We start from the raw sequence: 17,125 nt of genomic DNA, 5'->3' as shown, positions 1-17,125 counted from the left end.
CAGTAACTCACGATTGGCTCTTTCGTGAGGTCCAGTCGGCCCGGATGCTGATACCCATGCTCACTCGTCGCCTGATCGCGCTCTACACCGGTCTGTGGTTGTACGGGACGTCGATGGCGGTGATGATCCGGGCCGGGCTCGGGCTCGATCCGTGGGACGTCTTCCACCAGGGCGTCGCCGCGCACGTGCCGCTGAGTTTCGGCGCCGTCACCGCGGTGACCGGGGTCGTCGTGCTGCTCGCGTGGATTCCGCTCCGGCAGAAGCCGGGGCTGGGCACGGTCAGCAATGTGATCGTGATCGGGGTGTCGGTGGACGTCGGGCTGTGGCTGATCCCCGCGGCCGACGCGCTGTGGGTGCGGGTGGCGGCGATGGTGCTCGCCGTCGTCGTCAACGCCGCGGCGACCGTGCTCTACATCGGCGCGGGGATGGGTCCAGGACCCCGTGATGGACTGATGACTGGACTGGTCGCCCGGACCGGGTGGCCGGTGTGGTCGGTGCGCACCGGCATCGAGGCGACGGTGCTGATCACCGGCTGGCTACTCGGGGGCAGCGTCGGCATCGGCACCCTCGTGTATGCCTTCGGTATCGGGCCGCTGATCCAGCTGATGATCCCGTATGTCGACGGGTGGTTGCCGGGGTTCGCGCCGAAGTCCGGGGGTGCGGTCCGGGCTGATCCGGTGCCCGAACCGACGGCCTGATCGGCGGGGCTCCGGGCCGGAGCGACTACCTGATCGACGGCTGCCATCGGCCACCCGGCGGCAGCTGCCCAGAGCTGATCTACCAACTGACGGCAGCTACCCGGGGAGGAACTACCGCCTGGCGGTAGCTCCTCGGGGGTGAGCGACGACAGACCGAGGAGAAACCCGGCCCCGTCGTCAGGCGACAGTTGCTTGGAGCTGCGAGCCCGTTCGGCCGCGGAGGACGTGCAGGCGGCTGGGAATCCGCTGGCGCATCTCGTCGACGTGGCTGACCACGCCGACCACGCGGCCGCCCGCCCGCAGTTCGTCCAGGACGCCCATGACCGCGTCGAGGGTGTCGGCGTCGAGACTGCCGAAGCCCTCGTCGATGAACAGGGTGTCCAGGACCAGGCCGCCTGCTTCGGCCGCGACCACATCCGCCAAGCCGAGCGCCAAAGCCAGTGAGGCCATGAAGGTCTCACCGCCGGAGAGGGTCTTCGCGGAGCGGACCGCGCCGGTGTAGTCGTCGCGGACATCGAGGCCGAGGCCACCGCGCCTGCCACGCGGACCCGCCTTGTCGGAGTGCACGAATTCGTAGCGGCCACCGGACATCCGGCGCAGCCGCAGCGAACCGGCGACCGCGACCTCCTCGAGGCGCGCGGCGAGCACGTACGAGCGCAACGACATCCGGCGATTGTTCTCGCCACGCCCCGCGACCACGTCGGCCAGCGTGGCCAGCTCGTCGAAATCACGCTGCCTCGGCGCGATCCGCTCGACCTCACCCCACAGCTGGGTCCCCAGCTGCTCCAGCTGCGCGACCCGCTCGGCGGCGGCCGACTGGGTCGCCACCGCCGCGGTGAACGCGGTCTGGGCGTCGGCGAAACGCTGTTCCAGCGCGGCCAGATCGGCAGGCACCTGCTCGGCCACCGCCTGGATCTGCGGTTCGGCGAGGACCGCGTCGGCGTGGGCACGGGCCCGGTCGGCAGCGGTGAGCTCGGATTCGATCGCCGACTGCTGGGCCGCGGTGCGGGCGAGCACGGTGACGAGCTGGGCATACGCCGTGAGCAGGGCGATATCGTCGCGCCACGGCGCCGGTTCGGGCTCCGGTTCCGGTTCGTCCTCGACCGACTCGTCGTCGAAAAGGTCGAACAGCGTGGGCATCTCGGGCTCGACCCGCACCGACCGCGCGGCTCGCTTGGAACGCGATCGCACCCCATCCCCAGCGCCAGCGTCCGCGCCATCGCTACCCGAGGCCTGCCCCTCGACACCATCGGTCATCGCCTCCGCACCGGCCCCGCCGTCGATCGGCGAAGATCCCGTGCCGTCACCAGCGACATCATCCGGTGCTCCCGGGCCGCTCACTGGCACCGCATCCCCCACACCATCACCGGACATCGAAGCCTGAGGATCGCTGGGAGCCAACGACTTCGACGCCGCGTCCGCGATGTCGACCGGGGTCGTTGTCGCGGGGACACCATCGGCAGGCGCGCCCGTGGCGGCACCGCTGGTAGTCGCACCGGCGGTGCCATCAATCGACGCCTCGTGCGACGCGGCGGCGATCCGTTCATAGCCCTCGGGGACGAAACCGGCTGACTGGGCGAGGTTTTCGACGCGGGTGGCGATGTGGCGGACGGTGTCGCGGGCGGCGGATTCCTCGGTGCGGGCGGTGCGCAGGGTGGTGGCGGCGGTGATGAGGGATTCGAGGCGGGTGGTGCGGGCGTCGACCGAGTCGTCGGCGCCGGCGGCGGTGCGCAGGCGGAGGGTGAGTTCGTCGAGGCGGGCGCGGGTGGCGGTGATGGTCGCGGTGGCGGTGCCGAGGCGGGCGTCGAGGTCGCGGGACTGCTCGTGCAGGGTGGTTTCCTCGGCGCGCAGGGTGTCGAGGCGGGTGGTGAGGGGGGTGACGCGGGCGGCGCTGTCGGCGGCGTCGTCGAAGCGGTGGGTGGCGGTGCGCACGGCATCGGCCAGGGTGACCGGGTCGGCGTCGCCGCCGCGCGCGGTCAGCGCCTCGATCTCGCGTTCGATGACGCCGATGCGCTCGGCGATCCGGTCGCGTGCGGCTTCGGCCGCCTGCTCGGCCGTGGTGGCGGCGTCCTCGGCGTCCTTGGACACCGCGTCGTCGGTGGGGCGTGCGGGGTCGGGATGCTCGGCCGAACCGCACACCGCGCACGGTGCGCCGACCGACAACGCGCCGGCGAGTTCGGCGGCCATGCCCGCCAATCGGCGCGTGCGCAGATCGAGCACCCGTTCCCGGGCGTCGAGATATGTCCCCCGCGCCGCGTCGAACTCAGTTTGTGCCCGGTCCAGCGCGGGCCGCTGCTTGGCCAATTCGACGGCGGCCGCGGCGGATTCCTGCCACTTGCCGAGCTCGGTCCGCAGTCCGGGCAGCGCGGCCGCGGCATCGGTGGCCTCGCGCAACTGCTCCCCCGCTCCCGCGAGCACGGCGGGCAATTCGGTACGGCGCTGCGCGAGTTCGCCGGCGCGCGCGGTCAGGCGCGTCACCTCGGCCTCGTGCGCGGTGAGATCCACGGCGAGCTGACGTGCGGTCTCGGCGTCGGCCCGCACCTCACCGAGCACACCGAGCTGGGCGTTCCACTGGCTCACCGCGGCATCGAGATCGCCCTCGACATCGCGGACGCGGCCGAGATCCTCCGGCCGCGCGCCACGTGGACCGGAGGGGCTGCCCGCCCGGGTGCCCTGTTCACTACCCAGTCCGGGCGCCCCGCCGTCAGATCGCACGCCGCCGACGCGTCGCGTATCACCTAGTCCACCAGTGGAATCCACTCGCTCAACCGGCGTATCAGCATCGTCGAAGACCACCGTCAGCAGATCCAGCCCCGCGATATCGGCGGCCGCCTCGGCACCCAACTGGACGGCCAGCTCACCGGCGACCGACCGGCTCGACCCCTCCGCGCGGCGCAGCGCGCGCACCGCCGACCGCGCCTCATCGATGGCGTGCACCACCGGCTCGGCCCGGCGAGCCTGTTCGAGTTCGCGTTCCAGCTCGGCCCGGCGCGGGGCGTCGGCGGTGTACGCGGCCAGTTCCGCGCGGGCCGCCGCCATCCGGGCGTGCAACCCGGCAACGCGACGCTGCTCCTCGGCCTCGGCGCGGGCTTCGCCTGACTCCTGCTGTCGGAGTTCGGCGTTCGCGTTCGCCTCGGCCAGCTCGGTGCGCGCGGTGGCGAGCAGATCCTGGGACCAGGTGACCGCGTCGGGCAGGCCGACCGATTCCGCGCCGCCATAGCCCGCGGCCATACCGACCTTGGTGATCAGTCGGTCGATGCCCTGGGTGCGGGCGGTGAGGTCGGCCTCGGCGGCGCGACGGCGATCCGCCAGCCACGTCTCGGCGGTGCCGAATCGCTGGGTGTCGAAGAGCTTTTCGAGCAGCTTCTCGCGGTCCTCGTTCTCGGCACGCAGGAACTTCGCGAAATCGCCCTGGGGCAACAGCACGACCTGGAAGAACTGGTCGGCGCTCATGCCGAGCAGGCGCACGACCTCGTCGCCGATATCGGTGAGCCGGGACAGATTCTCGCCCGACCCGTCCAGCCATTCCAGCGTGCCCTTGGCCTGCACCTCGGTGAACCGGGTGCTGTCGCGACTGCTCGGCCGCTCGAACGCCGGGCTGCGAGTGAGCCGGAGCCGACGACCGCCGAGGGTGGCCTCGAGGGTGACCTTCGGCGGCGTCTGTGGGTCGGCGTGATCGGAATGCAGCCGCTTTCCCTCCCCGCGCGCGCCGGGCACCCGCCCGTACAGCGCGAAGGCGATGGCGTCGAGGATGCTGGTCTTGCCCGCGCCGGTGTGCCCGTGCAGCAGGAACAGACCATCCGCGCCGAGCACGTCGAAATCCACGACGGTGGACTCGGCGAAGGGACCGAACGCGACCATCTCCAGTCGATGCAGCCTCACGCGGCACCGCCCAGCGCAGCCCTCACGCGGTCACGTCCATGGCCTCGAATTCGTCGGCCGCGCGACGGGTTTCGGCGCGACCCGCATCGGGTTCACGCACGGCGGCGGCCAGCGCACGCTCTACCCATCGCATCTCGCCTCCGGTCGGCGCACCGCGCACATCGGTCAGGAAACTCGCCGCGACCTCGACATCGCGGCGGCCGTGCACCCGCTCGCGGTAGCGCAGCTCCGGATTGCCCTCGGGGCGTACCCATTCCACGTGTACCGCGTGCGGGAAACGCTCGCGCAGTTTACGCATGGGGTCGACCGGGCGGGTGCTGTCGGTGAGCGTCGCGGAGACGTAATGCGGCTCGGCGTCGGCGAATCCGGCATCGGTGAGCAGCTCGTCGAGGGTGCCGGTGAGCTTGCTGAGCCCGCGCACCAGCGGTAGGTCGTGGCGGTGCACCGCGGCCAGTCCGTCGGCGTCGAGGTCGACGATCCAGACCGCCTTGCGGTGGGAATTCTCGGCGAACGAGTACGGCAGCGGAGAACCGCTGTAGCGCACCGACTCCGACAGGGTCTGCGGCGAATGCAGGTGTCCCAGCGCCACATAGTCGATCCCGTCGAACGCCGACATCGACACCGTCTCGACCCCGCCCACCGAGATCGATCGCTCCGACCCCGTCGCCTCCCCGCCGACGACGAACGCGTGCGCGAGCACCACGGTGCGCGTGCCCGGCCGACCGGCGAGATCGGCGCGGATGCGGCCCATCGCGGCGTCGAGGATCTCCGCGTGCGAGCGGGCCTGCGGCACACCGAGTTCGGCGCGGGTGATCTCCGGCTCCAGATACGGGATCCCGTAGAAGGCCACCTCGCCGTGACTGTCGGCGAGCAGCACCGGCCGGTCGGCGTCGGCGACCCGGGTGCACAGGTGCAGCCCGCCCGCCGCCGCGAAGCTGGCGCCGGCGCCGAGCCGGGCGGGCGAATCGTGATTGCCCGAGGTCGCGACGATCACCGCGCCCGCGGCCCGGATCGCCTCGAACCCGCGGTTGCAGACCGCGATCGCGTCGGCGTTCGGGATGGACCGGTCGTAGACGTCGCCCGGCACGACGACCACGTCGACGGACTCCGCCGCGACCAGCTCCGCGATCGACGCCAGCACCGCCGCCTGATCGGCTAACAGGTCGACACCGTGGAAGGTGCGCCCGATGTGCCAGTCGGAGGTGTGCAGGATCCGCATGCCGCGAAACTTAGGCCACACCCCCGACAGAATTCAATCGACGCACCCCTCGGGTGTGCCGCACCGGCGCGTCACCACGCCCGGGTTGCCCGGTGATTGCGAGTTTGTCGGTGGCTTCCGGCACTATCGCCGCTATGACCGCCTCGATGCTCGTCGCGCTCGTCTTGGTATTCGCTGCCGGGTTCGGTCTCGGCTGGTTGGGGCATTCCGCCCGGGGCGGGCAACGCGCCGCCGCGGCGGAGGCCAGGCTGGCGGCGGCCGGGGACAATCAACGGTTGCTGCAGCAATCGCTGCACGCGGCGAACGAGGATGCGGCACGCAGGCATTCGGCCGCGATCGGCGCGATGGTCGATCCGCTGCGCGATGCCGTCGGCGCGCTCGAGCAGCAGATCCGCCAGGTCGAGCACCACCGGATCGACGCGTACTCGGGGCTGCGGGAGCAGGTCGCCGGAATGCAGCGCACCTCGCACCGGCTCTCCGACCAGACCGGACAGCTGGTCGCGGCGCTGCGCGCGCCGCAGGTCCGCGGCCGCTGGGGGGAGATCCAGCTGGAGCGGGTCGTCGAGCTGGCGGGCATGACCAGGCACTGCGATTTCGATACCCAGGTGCACCGGGCCGGCGGCGGCGACCGCGGTGGGGTGCGGCCGGACCTGGTGGTCCGGCTGGCGGGCGGCAGGCACATCGTCGTCGACGCGAAGGTCCCCTTCACCGCCTACCTCGACGCCGCGACCACCGACGACCCCACCGCCCGCGACCAGCTGCTGGCCCGGCACGCCAAGCATCTGCGCGCCCATGTCGACCAGCTGGCGGACAAGGCGTACTGGGCGGCGTTCGATCCGGCGCCGGAGTTCGTCGTCCTGTTCGTGCCGGGCGATCCGTTCCTCGACGCCGCGCTCACCACCGACGCGGGGCTGCTGGAGTACGCGTTCGGGCGGAACGTGATCCTGGCAACCCCCACGACGCTCATCGCGCTGCTGCGGACGGTCGCGTTCAGCTGGCGCCAGGAAGCGCTGTCCCGCGATATGGCAACGGTGCAGCAATTGGGCAAGGAGCTCTACACCCGGGTCGGCAAGGTGGCCGATCACCTGGACAATCTCGGGGTGAATCTCGGTAAGGCAGTAGCGGCTTTCAACGCCACCGTCGGCTCGGTCGAGTCACGGGTAATGGTCACCGCGCGCCGGATGCACGATCTCGGGATCGCCGATCAGGAGCTGCCGGCAATCCGGTTGACCGAGGCCAGGCCGCGGGCCGTGGCCTTCGCCGAGGCCGAGGATCGTCGCTGAGATCCCCGTGCCGCAGCGCCTGACGGCGCGTTGTGCGGTTAGTGTCATGGTGTGGCTGCTTCCCAACGTGCGCGACCCCGGGTGCCCGCGCCGCAACGTTCGATCATGCCCTCGGTGCCCGGCATCCCCGCCTGGGGCGCGATTCTGCTCGCCGCGGGCATGACGATGGTGGGGTTCGCGATCGACGCGGTCGGGGGCGAGACCTACCCGACGGGCACCTTCTCGGCGCTGTATGTGCTGGGCTGCGTACTGGCCGTGTGCGCCGTGCGGTTCCGCGGGCTGTTCTCCACCATGGTCATGCCGCCGCTGCTGCTGTTCGTCGCGGTGCCGGTGGCCTGCCAGCTGCTGGGTGGGCGCGCCACCACCTCCATCAAAGACGTGCTGATGAACCTCGTCATCCCGCTGGTGGAGCGCTTCCCGACGATGATGCTGGCCACGGTCCTGGTCCTCGCCATCGGCGGTGCCCGGATCGCGATCGCCAAGCGCACCCCCGCCACCGCCCGCCCGCTCTCCGACGAACGCCGGGCCGAACGCAAGACCGAGCGCAAGCCGGTCAAGCGCCGCCGTCCCGAGGCCGCGGGCGACACCGGCCGCCAGCGCACCCGCCGCGCCACCGCCGTCCTGGACGACCCGGTCACCGAGGTCGACATGGCCAGCCCGGCCCGCCGCGCACCGCGCGCGACCGATCCCAAGCGCGCCCCCGCCGCGGCCAGGACCAGGGAGCCGCGCGCCGCCCGCAACGCCGCCCCGCGCGAGGCCGACGCCGCGCGCACCCCGCGCCGCAGGCCCGACCCGCAGCCGCATCCCCAGCCGACGGTGCGCTACCGCGATCGCGCCGACACCGGTCGCACCGAACGGCGCAGGCCCGACAACGTGTGAGAACCAGGAAGCCCCCGCCGCGAACTTCGCGACGGGGGCTTCCTTTATGTGTCGGTCCTGTGTCAGCCCTGGGCGGGGGCGTCGCGGCGCGCGGCGCGCAGCTCACGCGGCAGCGAGAACACCAGGGTCTCGTTGGCCGTGGTCACCGGCTGCACCTCGCCGAAGCCGTGCTCGGCGAGCAGGTCGAGCACACCGGTCACCAGGATCTCCGGCACCGACGCGCCCGAGGTGATACCGATCGTGCGCACCCCGTCGAGCCAGGCGAGGTCGACCTCGCGGGCGTAGTCGACCAGGTACGCGGCCCGCGCGCCCGCGCCGAGGGCGACCTCGACCAGCCGCACCGAGTTGGAGGAGTTGCGCGAGCCGACCACGATCACCAGATCGCATTCGGGTGCCATCGCCTTCACCGCGGTCTGCCGGTTGGAGGTGGCGTAGCAGATGTCGTCGCTGGGCGGATCCTGCAGCGTCGGGAACCGCTCGCGCAGCCGCTGCACCGTCTCCATGGTCTCGTCGACCGACAGCGTGGTCTGCGACAGCCAGATCACCTTCGACGGATCACGCACGGTGACCTTGTCCACCGAGTCGGGGCCGTCGACCAGCTGGACGTGCTCGGGCGCCTCACCGGCGGTGCCCTCGACCTCCTCGTGGCCCTCGTGGCCGATCAGCAGGATGTCGTAGTCGTCGCGGGCGAAGCGCTTGGCTTCCTGGTGCACCTTGGTGACCAGCGGACAGGTCGCGTCGATGGTGCGCAGGTTCCGCTCGGCGGCGGTCTCGTGCACGATCGGCGCCACGCCGTGGGCGGAGAACACGACCAGCGCGCCCTCGGGCACCTCGTCCGTCTCGTCGACGAACACGACACCGCGCTCACGTAGCGTCTCCACCACGTGCCGGTTGTGCACGATCTCCTTGCGGACGTAGATCGGGGCGCCGTGCTTCTCCAGCGCCTTCTCCACGGTCTCGACGGCGCGGTCGACGCCTGCGCAGTAGCCGCGCGGCTCGGCCAGCAGCACGCGCTTGCCACCGGCAGCGGACGCGCCCGCGGAGCGCGCGATACCGACGTTCAAGGGAATTGCCGAGGTCATAGTCCACAGCTTACGTGCGCCGCGCGGGCGGGATCAGGGCGGATCGAGGGGCGAAAGTCACATCGGGGTGGTCTGGACCTTTGCATCACAGGCGGTTTGCGGCAGGCTGGGACCATGTTCCGTCCTCCGTACCTGGCCCGGGTCGCCGCCGGTGCCGCCGTCTACGCCTTAGAAGAGACCCGGCGGCTGCCCGTCGCCGCGGTCAACTTCCCGATCACCGCGCTGAGCCGCGTGCTGCAGACCACCATGCACGTGCAGCAGTTCGTCACCAGCCTCGCGCTCAAGGGCGACGGCCTGTTCGAACGTCTGGGTTCGGCCCCGCAGGAGCAGCCCGCCTGGGCCACCTTCGACGAGGACGTCGCCCCGGAGCCCGCCGTCGCCACCAACGGCCATGCCAGCCGCTTCGATCTGTTCACCGAGGAGATCCCGGCCGAGCAGACCAACGGCAAGGCCGCGCCCGCGTCGCTGCTGCTGCTTGAGTCCGAGCAGACCGCCGAGGAGCCGGCCGCCGAGCCGGAGCCCGAGGAGGTGCAGGCCCCCGAGGTCGCCATCCGCTACGACTACCCGGCGATGACGCTGGCCCAGCTGCGCGCCCGGCTGCGCATGCTGACCGTCGAGGAGCTGGCCCAGCTGCTGGCCTTCGAGCAGCAGACCCGGGCCCGCGCGCCGTTCGTCACCATGCTGACCAACCGGATCGCGACGGTCCAGGCGCAGTAGCCTCCCCCCTTTGCAGCGACCGCGACCGGGGCCAACGCGCCGGTCGCGGTCGCTTTTGTTTGTGTCGGTAGCGCCGCGTATACCTGACGTATGACTGAGGACGGCTCCGGCGCTTCCGCCCCGGCGGACACCGCCGCGGGCGCACCGGGCAGTTCCGCGGAGCAGCCGTGGCCGGTGCGCTCGATCGCGGTGAAGGTCGCGCAGTGGATCGACCGGCTCGGCAGCGTGTGGGTGGAGGGCCAGGTCACCCAGATCAGTCTGCGGCCCGGCACCCGCACCGCCTTCCTGGTGCTGCGCGATACCTCGGCGGACATGTCGCTGTCGGTGACCTGCGATCCGGAGTTGTTGCGGCGCAGTCCCGTTCCGCTCACCGAGGGCAGCCGGGTGGTCGTCTACGGCAAGCTGCAGTTCTTCACCGGACGGGGCACGCTGTCGCTGCGGGTCACCGAGATCCGGCCGGTCGGCATCGGCGAACTGCTCGCCCGGATCGAGCGGCTCAAGGCGCTGCTGTCGGCGGAGGGGCTGTTCGATCCACGGCTCAAGCGGCCGTTGCCCTTTCTGCCCGGCACGGTCGGGCTGATCACCGGGCGGGCGAGCGCGGCCGAACGCGACGTGCTGACCGTCGCCCAGAATCGCTGGCCCGCGGTGCGTTTCGTCGTCAAGAACACGGCGGTGCAGGGTCCGACGGCGGTGCCGCAGATGCTGGAGGCGCTGGCCGCCCTCGATCGCGATCCGGCCGTCGACGTGATCGTGCTCGCCCGCGGCGGCGGCAGCACCGAGGACCTGCTGCCGTTCTCCGACGAGGCGCTGTGCCGGGCCATCGCCGCCGCGACCACCCCCATCGTCAGCGCGATCGGGCACGAACCCGACGCGCCGCTGAGCGATCTCGTCGCCGACGTGCGCGCCGCCACCCCCACCGACGCCGCCAAGCGGATCGTCCCCGATGCCGCCGCCGAGCTCGCGGGCGTGCGCGAGATGCGGGCCCGCTCGGCCGCCGCGCTGCGCGGCTGGGTGCAGCGCGAGACCCACATCATCGCCCAATTGCGCTCGCGCCCTGTGCTCGCCGATCCGCTGCGCGAGCTGCGGCACCGCCACGACGAGGTGGAGCGATTGCGGCTAGCGGCCCGGCGCACCGTCGAGCAGACGCTGCGCACCGAGTCGACCGCCGCGGCGCACCTGCGCGAGAAGCTCACCGCCGTCGGCCCGGCCGCGACGCTGGCCCGTGGCTACGCTGTCGTGCAGCGCGTCGCCGGGAAGGACCGTCACGTGGTCCGCGCGATCGAGGATGCCCCCGCGGGCAGCCAGCTCCGCATCCGGGTCGCCGACGGCGCCGTCACCGCCGCCGCGCTCGGCACCCAGCGCCTGACACCCACCAACGACAAGGGGAACTGACCGTGCCCGACGCCGGAACCGAGCCCGCCGACACCCTCGCCGAGATCGCCGCCTTCGGCTACGAACGCGCCCGCGACGAACTCGTCAACGTCGTCAAGATGCTGGAGCAGGGCGGTCTCGATCTCGACGACTCGCTCGCCCTCTGGGAGCGCGGCGAGGCCCTGGCGACCCGCTGCGAGCAGCACCTGGCCGGTGCCCGCAAGCGCGTGGAAGACGCCATCTCGCACGCCGACGACGCGAGCGAGTAGCCGGGCAACGCCGCCTTTACGGCGACGAAACACGGTGCGGGCACCCTGGTGCGCACGTCTCGACGGCACTGGGAGGCACCGCGATGTCACGCACCGAAGCGCTGGCCCGACTGCGCACCGAACTCGGCGCGGTCGACCATTCCGTCGACACGCGCAGGCTGCGCACCAAGAGCCGGGACCGGTTCGCCCAGAGCCCGGTCCTGCGTGACCTGCTGCGCGGCCGCAATGCCGAGATCTTCATCGCCCCGCGCACCAAGGAGGAACTGCGCGTCGCCGTCGCGGCGTGCGCCCGGCACCGGGTTCCGATCACGGTGCGCGGCGCCGGTTCCGGCCAGTTCGGCCAGGGTGTTCCGCTCTCCGGCGGCGCGGTGATCGATGTCACCGCCATCGCCGGGGTCGTCGGCTGGCACGGTGACCGGGCCCGACAGCCACCGCGCTCGGTGCGCGCGCTGACCGGCACCGTGGTCGCCGACATCGACGCGACGATCCGCCCGTCCGGCTGGGAGCTGCGCATGCACCCCTCCACCGCGCACCAGGCCACGATCGGCGGCTACATCGCCGGTGGGCACGCGGGGGTCGGCAGCTGTCAGTGGGGCATCCTGCGCGACGCGGGCAACATCACCGCGCTGGAAGTGATGACGGTCGAGGAACAACCCCGCCTGGTCGAGCTGCGCGGCAGCGACGTCACCACGGTGCACCACGCCTACGGCGCCAACGGCATCATCACCGAGGTCGAACTGCCCGTCGCGCCCGCCTGGGAGTGGCACGAGCTGGTGATCGCGTTCCCGGAATTCGAGCAGGCCGCCCGGTTCTCGGTCGACCTCGGCACCAGCGACGGGGTGCTCAAGAAGGTGGTCTCCCCGCACGCGCATCCGCTCCCGCAGTACTTCCCCGGCCTGGCCGGGCTGATCCCCGACGGCGCGGCGATGGTGCTGGTGCTGGCCGCGGTGCAGTCGGTGCCGAACGTGGAGGATCTGGCGCACGCGTGCGGCGGGCAGGTCCGCTACCGCTGCCTCGAGGGCAAGGGCGTCTACGGCGTGCCGCTCTACGAGTTCACCTGGGGCCATTCGATGCTGCACTACCAGCGCCGCGACCCGACGCTCACCGGGTTGATGGCGCTGTTCCCGCCCGCCGACCTGTACGCGTCGATCGTGCGGGTGCACCGGGAGTTCGCCGACCTCGGGCCGCTGCACGTGGAGATGAAGCGGATCGACGGCGCCCTGTCCGCCCAGGGCTCGCCGGTGTTCGCCTACGAGAGCCGGGCCCAGCTCGCCGCGATCACCGAGCGCTTGCAGCGGGCCGGGCTCTCCATCGCCAATCCGCACACACCGGTCCTCGGCGCGGGCGGCATGAAACCGTGGGGACCGCGGGAGATCGCGACCAAACGCGCCTTCGACCCGCACGGTCTGCTCGCGCAGGGCAAGGTCGACGACCTGCTCGCCACCGACGTCATCACCACCTCGACGGCCCTGCCCACCTCCGGCTGGACCTACCGGCTCAGCGACACGGCAGGCCGCTGAGCTACTTCGACAGCGGCTGCGCGGTGGTGACCGCCTGCGCCAGCGTGGTGAACGCGGCCTCGTTGCCCGCGCCGGTGATCAGGATCCGGACGCCGCCCAGATCGGTGATCCAGGCGGTCTCCTCGGTCGGTTCGGTGTAGACGACCCACTTCTGCCCGGCGATGTCCTGGGTGCCGGTGGCGTAGCGCGAGCCGAGCACGTGGCGGGCGAGGGCTTCCTCGGAGGCGGAGGTCTGCGAGTACCGCATGTAGGTGCCCTGCGGAGTCAGGTAGCCGACGGTGCTGACCGGGCCGACGCCCGAGCTGACGATCGTGTCGCGGCTGCCCGAGTTCGACACCCAGTCCTGCGGCAACTCCGGCTTGCGGATCGCGAACGGCAGGGTCTTCGCGTCGGACTTCAAGGCCGCGTCGGCGTCGAAATGGGGGATCTGACCTTGGGTCGGGCCGTTCGTCGCGACGGTGCACTGGCTCGCCGCGCCCGCCAGCACGATGGCGATCAGCACCAGCGGAATCAGCGACCAGAACAGGTCGCGATAGTCGTTGAAGATCCGGTGCTTCTGCTGGGCCACGGCTACCAGTATCCACTCGGGCTCTGACCAGGCCACCGACGGGGCATCGCAGGTCGTGCACGGGTGTGCCGATCCTAATGCGACAATTGCCCCCGTACACCAACGCCCAAGGAGGCACTTCGCAATGACGGCATCATCGCCCGCCCCCAGCCGCCGCGAGGCACCCGACCGTAACCTCGCACTCGAGCTGGTCCGAGTCACCGAGGCAGGCGCGATGGCAGCGGGCCGCTGGGTCGGCCGCGGCGACAAGGAAGGCGGCGACGGTGCGGCCGTCGACGCCATGCGTCAGCTCGTCAGCTCCGTCTCCATGCAGGGCGTCGTCGTCATCGGCGAGGGCGAGAAGGACGAAGCGCCGATGCTGTACAACGGCGAGGCGGTCGGTGACGGCACCGGTCCCGAGGTCGACTTCGCGGTCGACCCGATCGACGGCACGACGCTGATGTCGAAGGGCTCCCCCGGCGCCATCTCGGTGCTCGCGGTCGCCGAGCGCGGCGCCATGTTCGACCCGTCGGCCGTGTTCTACATGCACAAGATCGCCGTCGGCCCCGACGCCGCGGGCTCGATCGACATCACCGCCCCGATCGGCGAGAACATCCGCCGCGTCGCCAAGGCCAAGAAGTCCTCGGTGTCCGACCTCACCGTCTGCATCCTGGACCGCCCCCGGCACGCCGACATCATCCAGCAGACCCGCGACGCGGGCGCCCGCATCCGCCTGATCTCCGACGGTGACGTCGCCGGCGCCATCGCCGCCGCGCGCCCCGAGTCCGGCGTCGACATCCTGGTCGGCATCGGCGGCACCCCCGAGGGCATCATCGCCGCCGCCGCGCTGCGCTGCCTCGGCGGTGAGCTCCAGGGCATGCTCGCGCCCAAGGACGACGAGGAGCGCCAGAAGGCCATCGACGCGGGCCACGACCTGGACCGCGTCCTGTCCACCACCGACCTGGTCGCCGGCGAGAACGTCTTCTTCTGCGCCACCGGCGTCACCGACGGCGACCTCCTGCGCGGCGTCCGCTACTTCGGCGGCGGCGCCTCCACCCAGTCGATCGTCATGCGCTCCAAGTCCGGCACCGTCCGCATGATCGACGCCTACCACCGCCTCACCAAGCTCCGCGAATACTCCTCCGTCGACTTCGACGGCGACGACAGCGCCAACCCGCCGCTGCCCTGATCCCATGACGGGCCGCGCACCCGGTGTGCGCGGCCCTGTCCTTGATCGATCCCTGCACGGTTCACCCACCTCGCCGGTAACCCGCATCTATGACGGGAGACCGCGATGGACGAAAACAGTCCGTCGAATGAGCTTGCGCGGGTCATGTCACATCCCGTGACCACCCCCACCGGCACTTTGGCGATGTTCTTGGTACACCCCGCCGTACCACGTCGCACATACACTCAACGCTTGCGGGAACTGATCTCAGCGGCAGTCGAGATCGCACAGACGACAGACTTCGACCAAGATGAAGTGGTTACGCTCGATCCATTGCCCACATGGTTCCGAGAGACGCCGGATGTGCCGAGCATCGAGGGCTCGAGAAACTATGTCGCAGCGGGACTGGGTGATCCTTGGGAACCGGAGGAATGGATCTACTGCTTCGACCCCGATCTGCGCGCATGGACATGGTGGGATGTCACCGAACGCTCGGATGGTGTTGCTGTCTGGGTAGACACTCTCGGAGAACCGCACGTTCCCCACGGCGAACTACTTTGGGCGCTATACATCACCGGCGCCGAACAGGTGGATCCGCTGCGCATGGAGGCGGCCAGTTCATGGTGCGATGCCACTCGGCTTCGCTGATCGGCGTCTTTCTCGAAAGGTATCGGCGATGCTGGTAATGCCATTGTCCGATATCGCCACGGGGGGATCAGGCATTTTCCGCTCACAGAACGGCGACTGGCGGGCAACCTGGGAGGGCAGCAGCTCTGGCAGTCAGGGAGTGCAGTACAACGTCGAGGTCGAAATCGATGAAGTGCTGGTCGCCGAAATGCCAGTGCCGAACAGTTCGAAATTCGGAGTAGCCGCGCGCGACGGTGAACTGGAGGTGTGTGGAACCATCGCCACCGTCTTCGATGACGGTGTTATCAGCCTCGATCTCCACCCAGGACTCGTCCTCGTCGAGACACTGAATCGCGGAGCCCTGTCTACCGGGCAGGCGATCCGCCTACGCCCTGGCAGGATCGCCATTTACCCGACAGAGGATGGAATGGCAACTAATGTTGGAATTGCCTGATGAATCAGAACTTCCGGATGAGTTTGCATATCCCAGCAGCTTCAAGGGGATCATCGATCGAGGACTGACCGACCTTGAACCGTGGCAGATCTTGGGTGGCGAACTATTGCGTATTCGCAATTCCGGATTGCAAGATCACTATCCCGACCAACGATATATTCCATTTGCAGCGCGGGGCGATTGCGATGACGTGGCATGCTGGGTTTGTCCGGATAATAGGCGCGTACTCATCGTTCACGACTTCGCCAGCCCGGGACGCGAGGCAAGAACAGAATATCCCGGCCTATACGGCTGGTTTCGCCAAGCAATCGAGGACCTGATCGAGTTCGACGAGTTGAGCTAACCAAGAGGCTATCCGATGGAGTACAACCACGAACAGGTCCAAGCCCTCGCGTCCGGACCGAAGCTAAGCACGGATCCCTCGGAGCGTCATTGCCCTGCCTGTGGCAGGAAGAAAGTCAGAAACTATCGATACCGCAGCTCCCGGAGAAACAGTCCAACACAAGTCACCTATATGTGGTGTGCATCCTGTCGCCGGTTCAAAGGATGGTCTGGACCGCTACTGGGAGAATTTACCCTCAATGATCCACTCGCGGACCTCAAACAATCGGAGCGGCTACAGCTGGAGGATGATTCGAATGCATTCTTTGCGCGCCTCGATCAGCTATGGGAGGCCGGGGAACTCCCCCAGCATTCAACTAAGAACTCTGGATAAGCACAGCCCTGCTAACAGGTATCAAACGGTTTACGTATTGCACCCAAACAGAGTGGGCGAGATTCGCCCACCCGCCTCGTTTGCTTCCAAACAAGGATGCCATCGACAGAGTAGGCGCCCATGGCAACCAGCGGAACCATCGAAATCGTCGAGCACACGGTCACCCGCCCGGGTCAGGCGGAGTGCATTGTCCGATGCCTGTCAGGAACGATTAAGATCGGAGATATCGTATACGGCGGAACACTGCGGGATGGCCGCGAGATAGCCCTGGAACTCAGAGTAGCAAATATCCTTCGCTACGGCCGTACTTGCGATCTACTCGATCCACCGCACAATGGACTCCTTCATTTTTCGGGCGTAATTTCAGAAGAATTTGAATCGGCAGTCAAGATGTCACTCTTCCGACAGAATAAAAACAGCCATGACTGACTCTGGCCCCTTGTTTGGATCCGCTGCTCATGGAGGAAGCCAACTCATAGGCCGATGCCACTAAGCTCGACGGTTGACGGCTGTCACGAATGGTCACGACCTGCTGCATGATCACCCCGTACCGCGACCTGCAAAACTCGGCCGGCCATCGCTACGTCATGGAGCGCGGACAGGACCCGCACGACAGAGACGTCCTGATCAGGTCGGCAAGGCACCCTCGATGACGTAGTGACGCAATCATTGCGTCAAAGATCGTCCAGCTGCG

The 17,125-nt window shown here is 69.5% G+C and carries 16 protein-coding genes; 12 read left to right on the top strand and 4 right to left on the bottom strand.

The features are described from left to right. Nucleotides 1–56 precede the first annotated feature (56 nt). Nucleotides 57–698: a hypothetical protein gene (locus tag ACFYWJ_RS10745; RefSeq protein WP_355276478.1), complete on the top strand. Its 642-nt coding sequence runs from the start codon at nucleotides 57–59 to the stop codon at nucleotides 696–698. 177 nt (nucleotides 699–875) lie between these two features. Here ACFYWJ_RS10745 and ACFYWJ_RS10740 read toward each other — a convergent pair whose 3' ends face one another. Both ACFYWJ_RS10740 and ACFYWJ_RS10735 read right to left on the bottom strand, forming a co-directional pair. Next, the gene (locus ACFYWJ_RS10740; protein ID WP_355276480.1) at nucleotides 876–4,580 is read right to left on the bottom strand and encodes an SMC family ATPase; all 3,705 of its coding nucleotides are present in this window, start codon (nucleotides 4,578–4,580) and stop codon (nucleotides 876–878) included. Nucleotides 4,581–4,602: 22 nt separating this feature from the next. Next, nucleotides 4,603–5,799: an exonuclease SbcCD subunit D gene (locus tag ACFYWJ_RS10735; protein WP_355276482.1), complete on the bottom strand. Its 1,197-nt coding sequence runs from the start codon at nucleotides 5,797–5,799 to the stop codon at nucleotides 4,603–4,605. 134 nt (nucleotides 5,800–5,933) lie between these two features. On the opposite strand from ACFYWJ_RS10735, the gene ACFYWJ_RS10730 reads away from it, so the two are divergent. Next, a complete protein-coding gene (locus ACFYWJ_RS10730) occupies nucleotides 5,934–7,082 on the top strand; it encodes a DNA recombination protein RmuC (RefSeq protein WP_355276484.1) in 1,149 nt (382 codons plus the stop codon). A 51-nt stretch (nucleotides 7,083–7,133) separates the two neighbouring features. Next, on the top strand, nucleotides 7,134–7,961 hold the full coding sequence (locus ACFYWJ_RS10725) for a DUF6542 domain-containing protein (RefSeq protein ID WP_355276486.1): 828 nt from the start codon (nucleotides 7,134–7,136) through the stop codon (nucleotides 7,959–7,961). 62 nt (nucleotides 7,962–8,023) lie between these two features. Here the strand turns inward: ACFYWJ_RS10725 and ACFYWJ_RS10720 are convergent, their stop codons facing one another. Continuing rightward, a complete protein-coding gene (locus ACFYWJ_RS10720; protein WP_355276488.1) occupies nucleotides 8,024–9,043 on the bottom strand; it encodes a 4-hydroxy-3-methylbut-2-enyl diphosphate reductase in 1,020 nt (339 codons plus the stop codon). Between the two features lie 114 nt (nucleotides 9,044–9,157). On the opposite strand from ACFYWJ_RS10720, the gene ACFYWJ_RS10715 reads away from it, so the two are divergent. From ACFYWJ_RS10715 to ACFYWJ_RS10700, 4 genes are all read left to right on the top strand, one after another. Continuing rightward, nucleotides 9,158–9,760 (top strand): lipid droplet-associated protein, encoded by a 603-nt coding sequence (locus ACFYWJ_RS10715; protein ID WP_355276490.1) that lies wholly within the window; start codon nucleotides 9,158–9,160, stop codon nucleotides 9,758–9,760. A gap of 90 nt (nucleotides 9,761–9,850) precedes the next feature. Continuing rightward, nucleotides 9,851–11,152, top strand: coding sequence for an exodeoxyribonuclease VII large subunit (gene xseA, locus ACFYWJ_RS10710; RefSeq protein WP_355276492.1), 1,302 nt, complete (start codon nucleotides 9,851–9,853; stop codon nucleotides 11,150–11,152). Nucleotides 11,153–11,154: 2 nt separating this feature from the next. Further along, on the top strand, nucleotides 11,155–11,400 hold the full coding sequence (locus ACFYWJ_RS10705; RefSeq protein ID WP_355276494.1) for an exodeoxyribonuclease VII small subunit: 246 nt from the start codon (nucleotides 11,155–11,157) through the stop codon (nucleotides 11,398–11,400). Between the two features lie 83 nt (nucleotides 11,401–11,483). Continuing rightward, complete coding sequence (locus tag ACFYWJ_RS10700) at nucleotides 11,484–12,920, top strand: FAD-binding oxidoreductase (protein ID WP_355276495.1); 1,437 nt, start codon at nucleotides 11,484–11,486, stop codon at nucleotides 12,918–12,920. 1 nt (nucleotide 12,921) lies between these two features. Here ACFYWJ_RS10700 and ACFYWJ_RS10695 read toward each other — a convergent pair whose 3' ends face one another. Then, entirely contained in the window at nucleotides 12,922–13,488 is a 567-nt protein-coding gene (locus ACFYWJ_RS10695) for a DUF4245 domain-containing protein (protein WP_355276497.1), read from the bottom strand. 124 nt (nucleotides 13,489–13,612) lie between these two features. Between ACFYWJ_RS10695 and glpX the strand changes: the two genes are divergently transcribed. The 5 genes from glpX (at nucleotide 13,613) to ACFYWJ_RS10670 (ending at nucleotide 16,860) form a co-directional block, all read left to right on the top strand. After that, nucleotides 13,613–14,656, top strand: a complete 1,044-nt coding sequence (gene glpX, locus ACFYWJ_RS10690; RefSeq protein ID WP_355276499.1) for a class II fructose-bisphosphatase — start codon at nucleotides 13,613–13,615, stop codon at nucleotides 14,654–14,656. A 105-nt stretch (nucleotides 14,657–14,761) separates the two neighbouring features. After that, nucleotides 14,762–15,283 (top strand): hypothetical protein, encoded by a 522-nt coding sequence (locus tag ACFYWJ_RS10685; protein WP_355276501.1) that lies wholly within the window; start codon nucleotides 14,762–14,764, stop codon nucleotides 15,281–15,283. Between the two features lie 28 nt (nucleotides 15,284–15,311). Further along, nucleotides 15,312–15,716: a hypothetical protein gene (locus ACFYWJ_RS10680; RefSeq protein ID WP_355276503.1), complete on the top strand. Its 405-nt coding sequence runs from the start codon at nucleotides 15,312–15,314 to the stop codon at nucleotides 15,714–15,716. Next, on the top strand, nucleotides 15,685–16,059 hold the full coding sequence (locus tag ACFYWJ_RS10675; RefSeq protein ID WP_355276505.1) for a hypothetical protein: 375 nt from the start codon (nucleotides 15,685–15,687) through the stop codon (nucleotides 16,057–16,059). Before ACFYWJ_RS10680 ends, ACFYWJ_RS10675 begins: the two co-directional genes overlap by 32 nt. 492 nt (nucleotides 16,060–16,551) lie before the next feature. Then, the gene (locus tag ACFYWJ_RS10670; protein WP_355276507.1) at nucleotides 16,552–16,860 is read left to right on the top strand and encodes a hypothetical protein; all 309 of its coding nucleotides are present in this window, start codon (nucleotides 16,552–16,554) and stop codon (nucleotides 16,858–16,860) included. The last annotated feature ends 265 nt before the right edge of the window (nucleotides 16,861–17,125 follow it).

Source organism: Nocardia sp. NPDC003269 (assembly GCF_042888005.1).
GTDB lineage: Bacteria > Actinomycetota > Actinomycetes > Mycobacteriales > Mycobacteriaceae > Nocardia.
The sequence above is the reverse complement of the archived record's forward strand: the minus strand, read 5'-3'. Positions and strand labels throughout refer to the sequence as shown.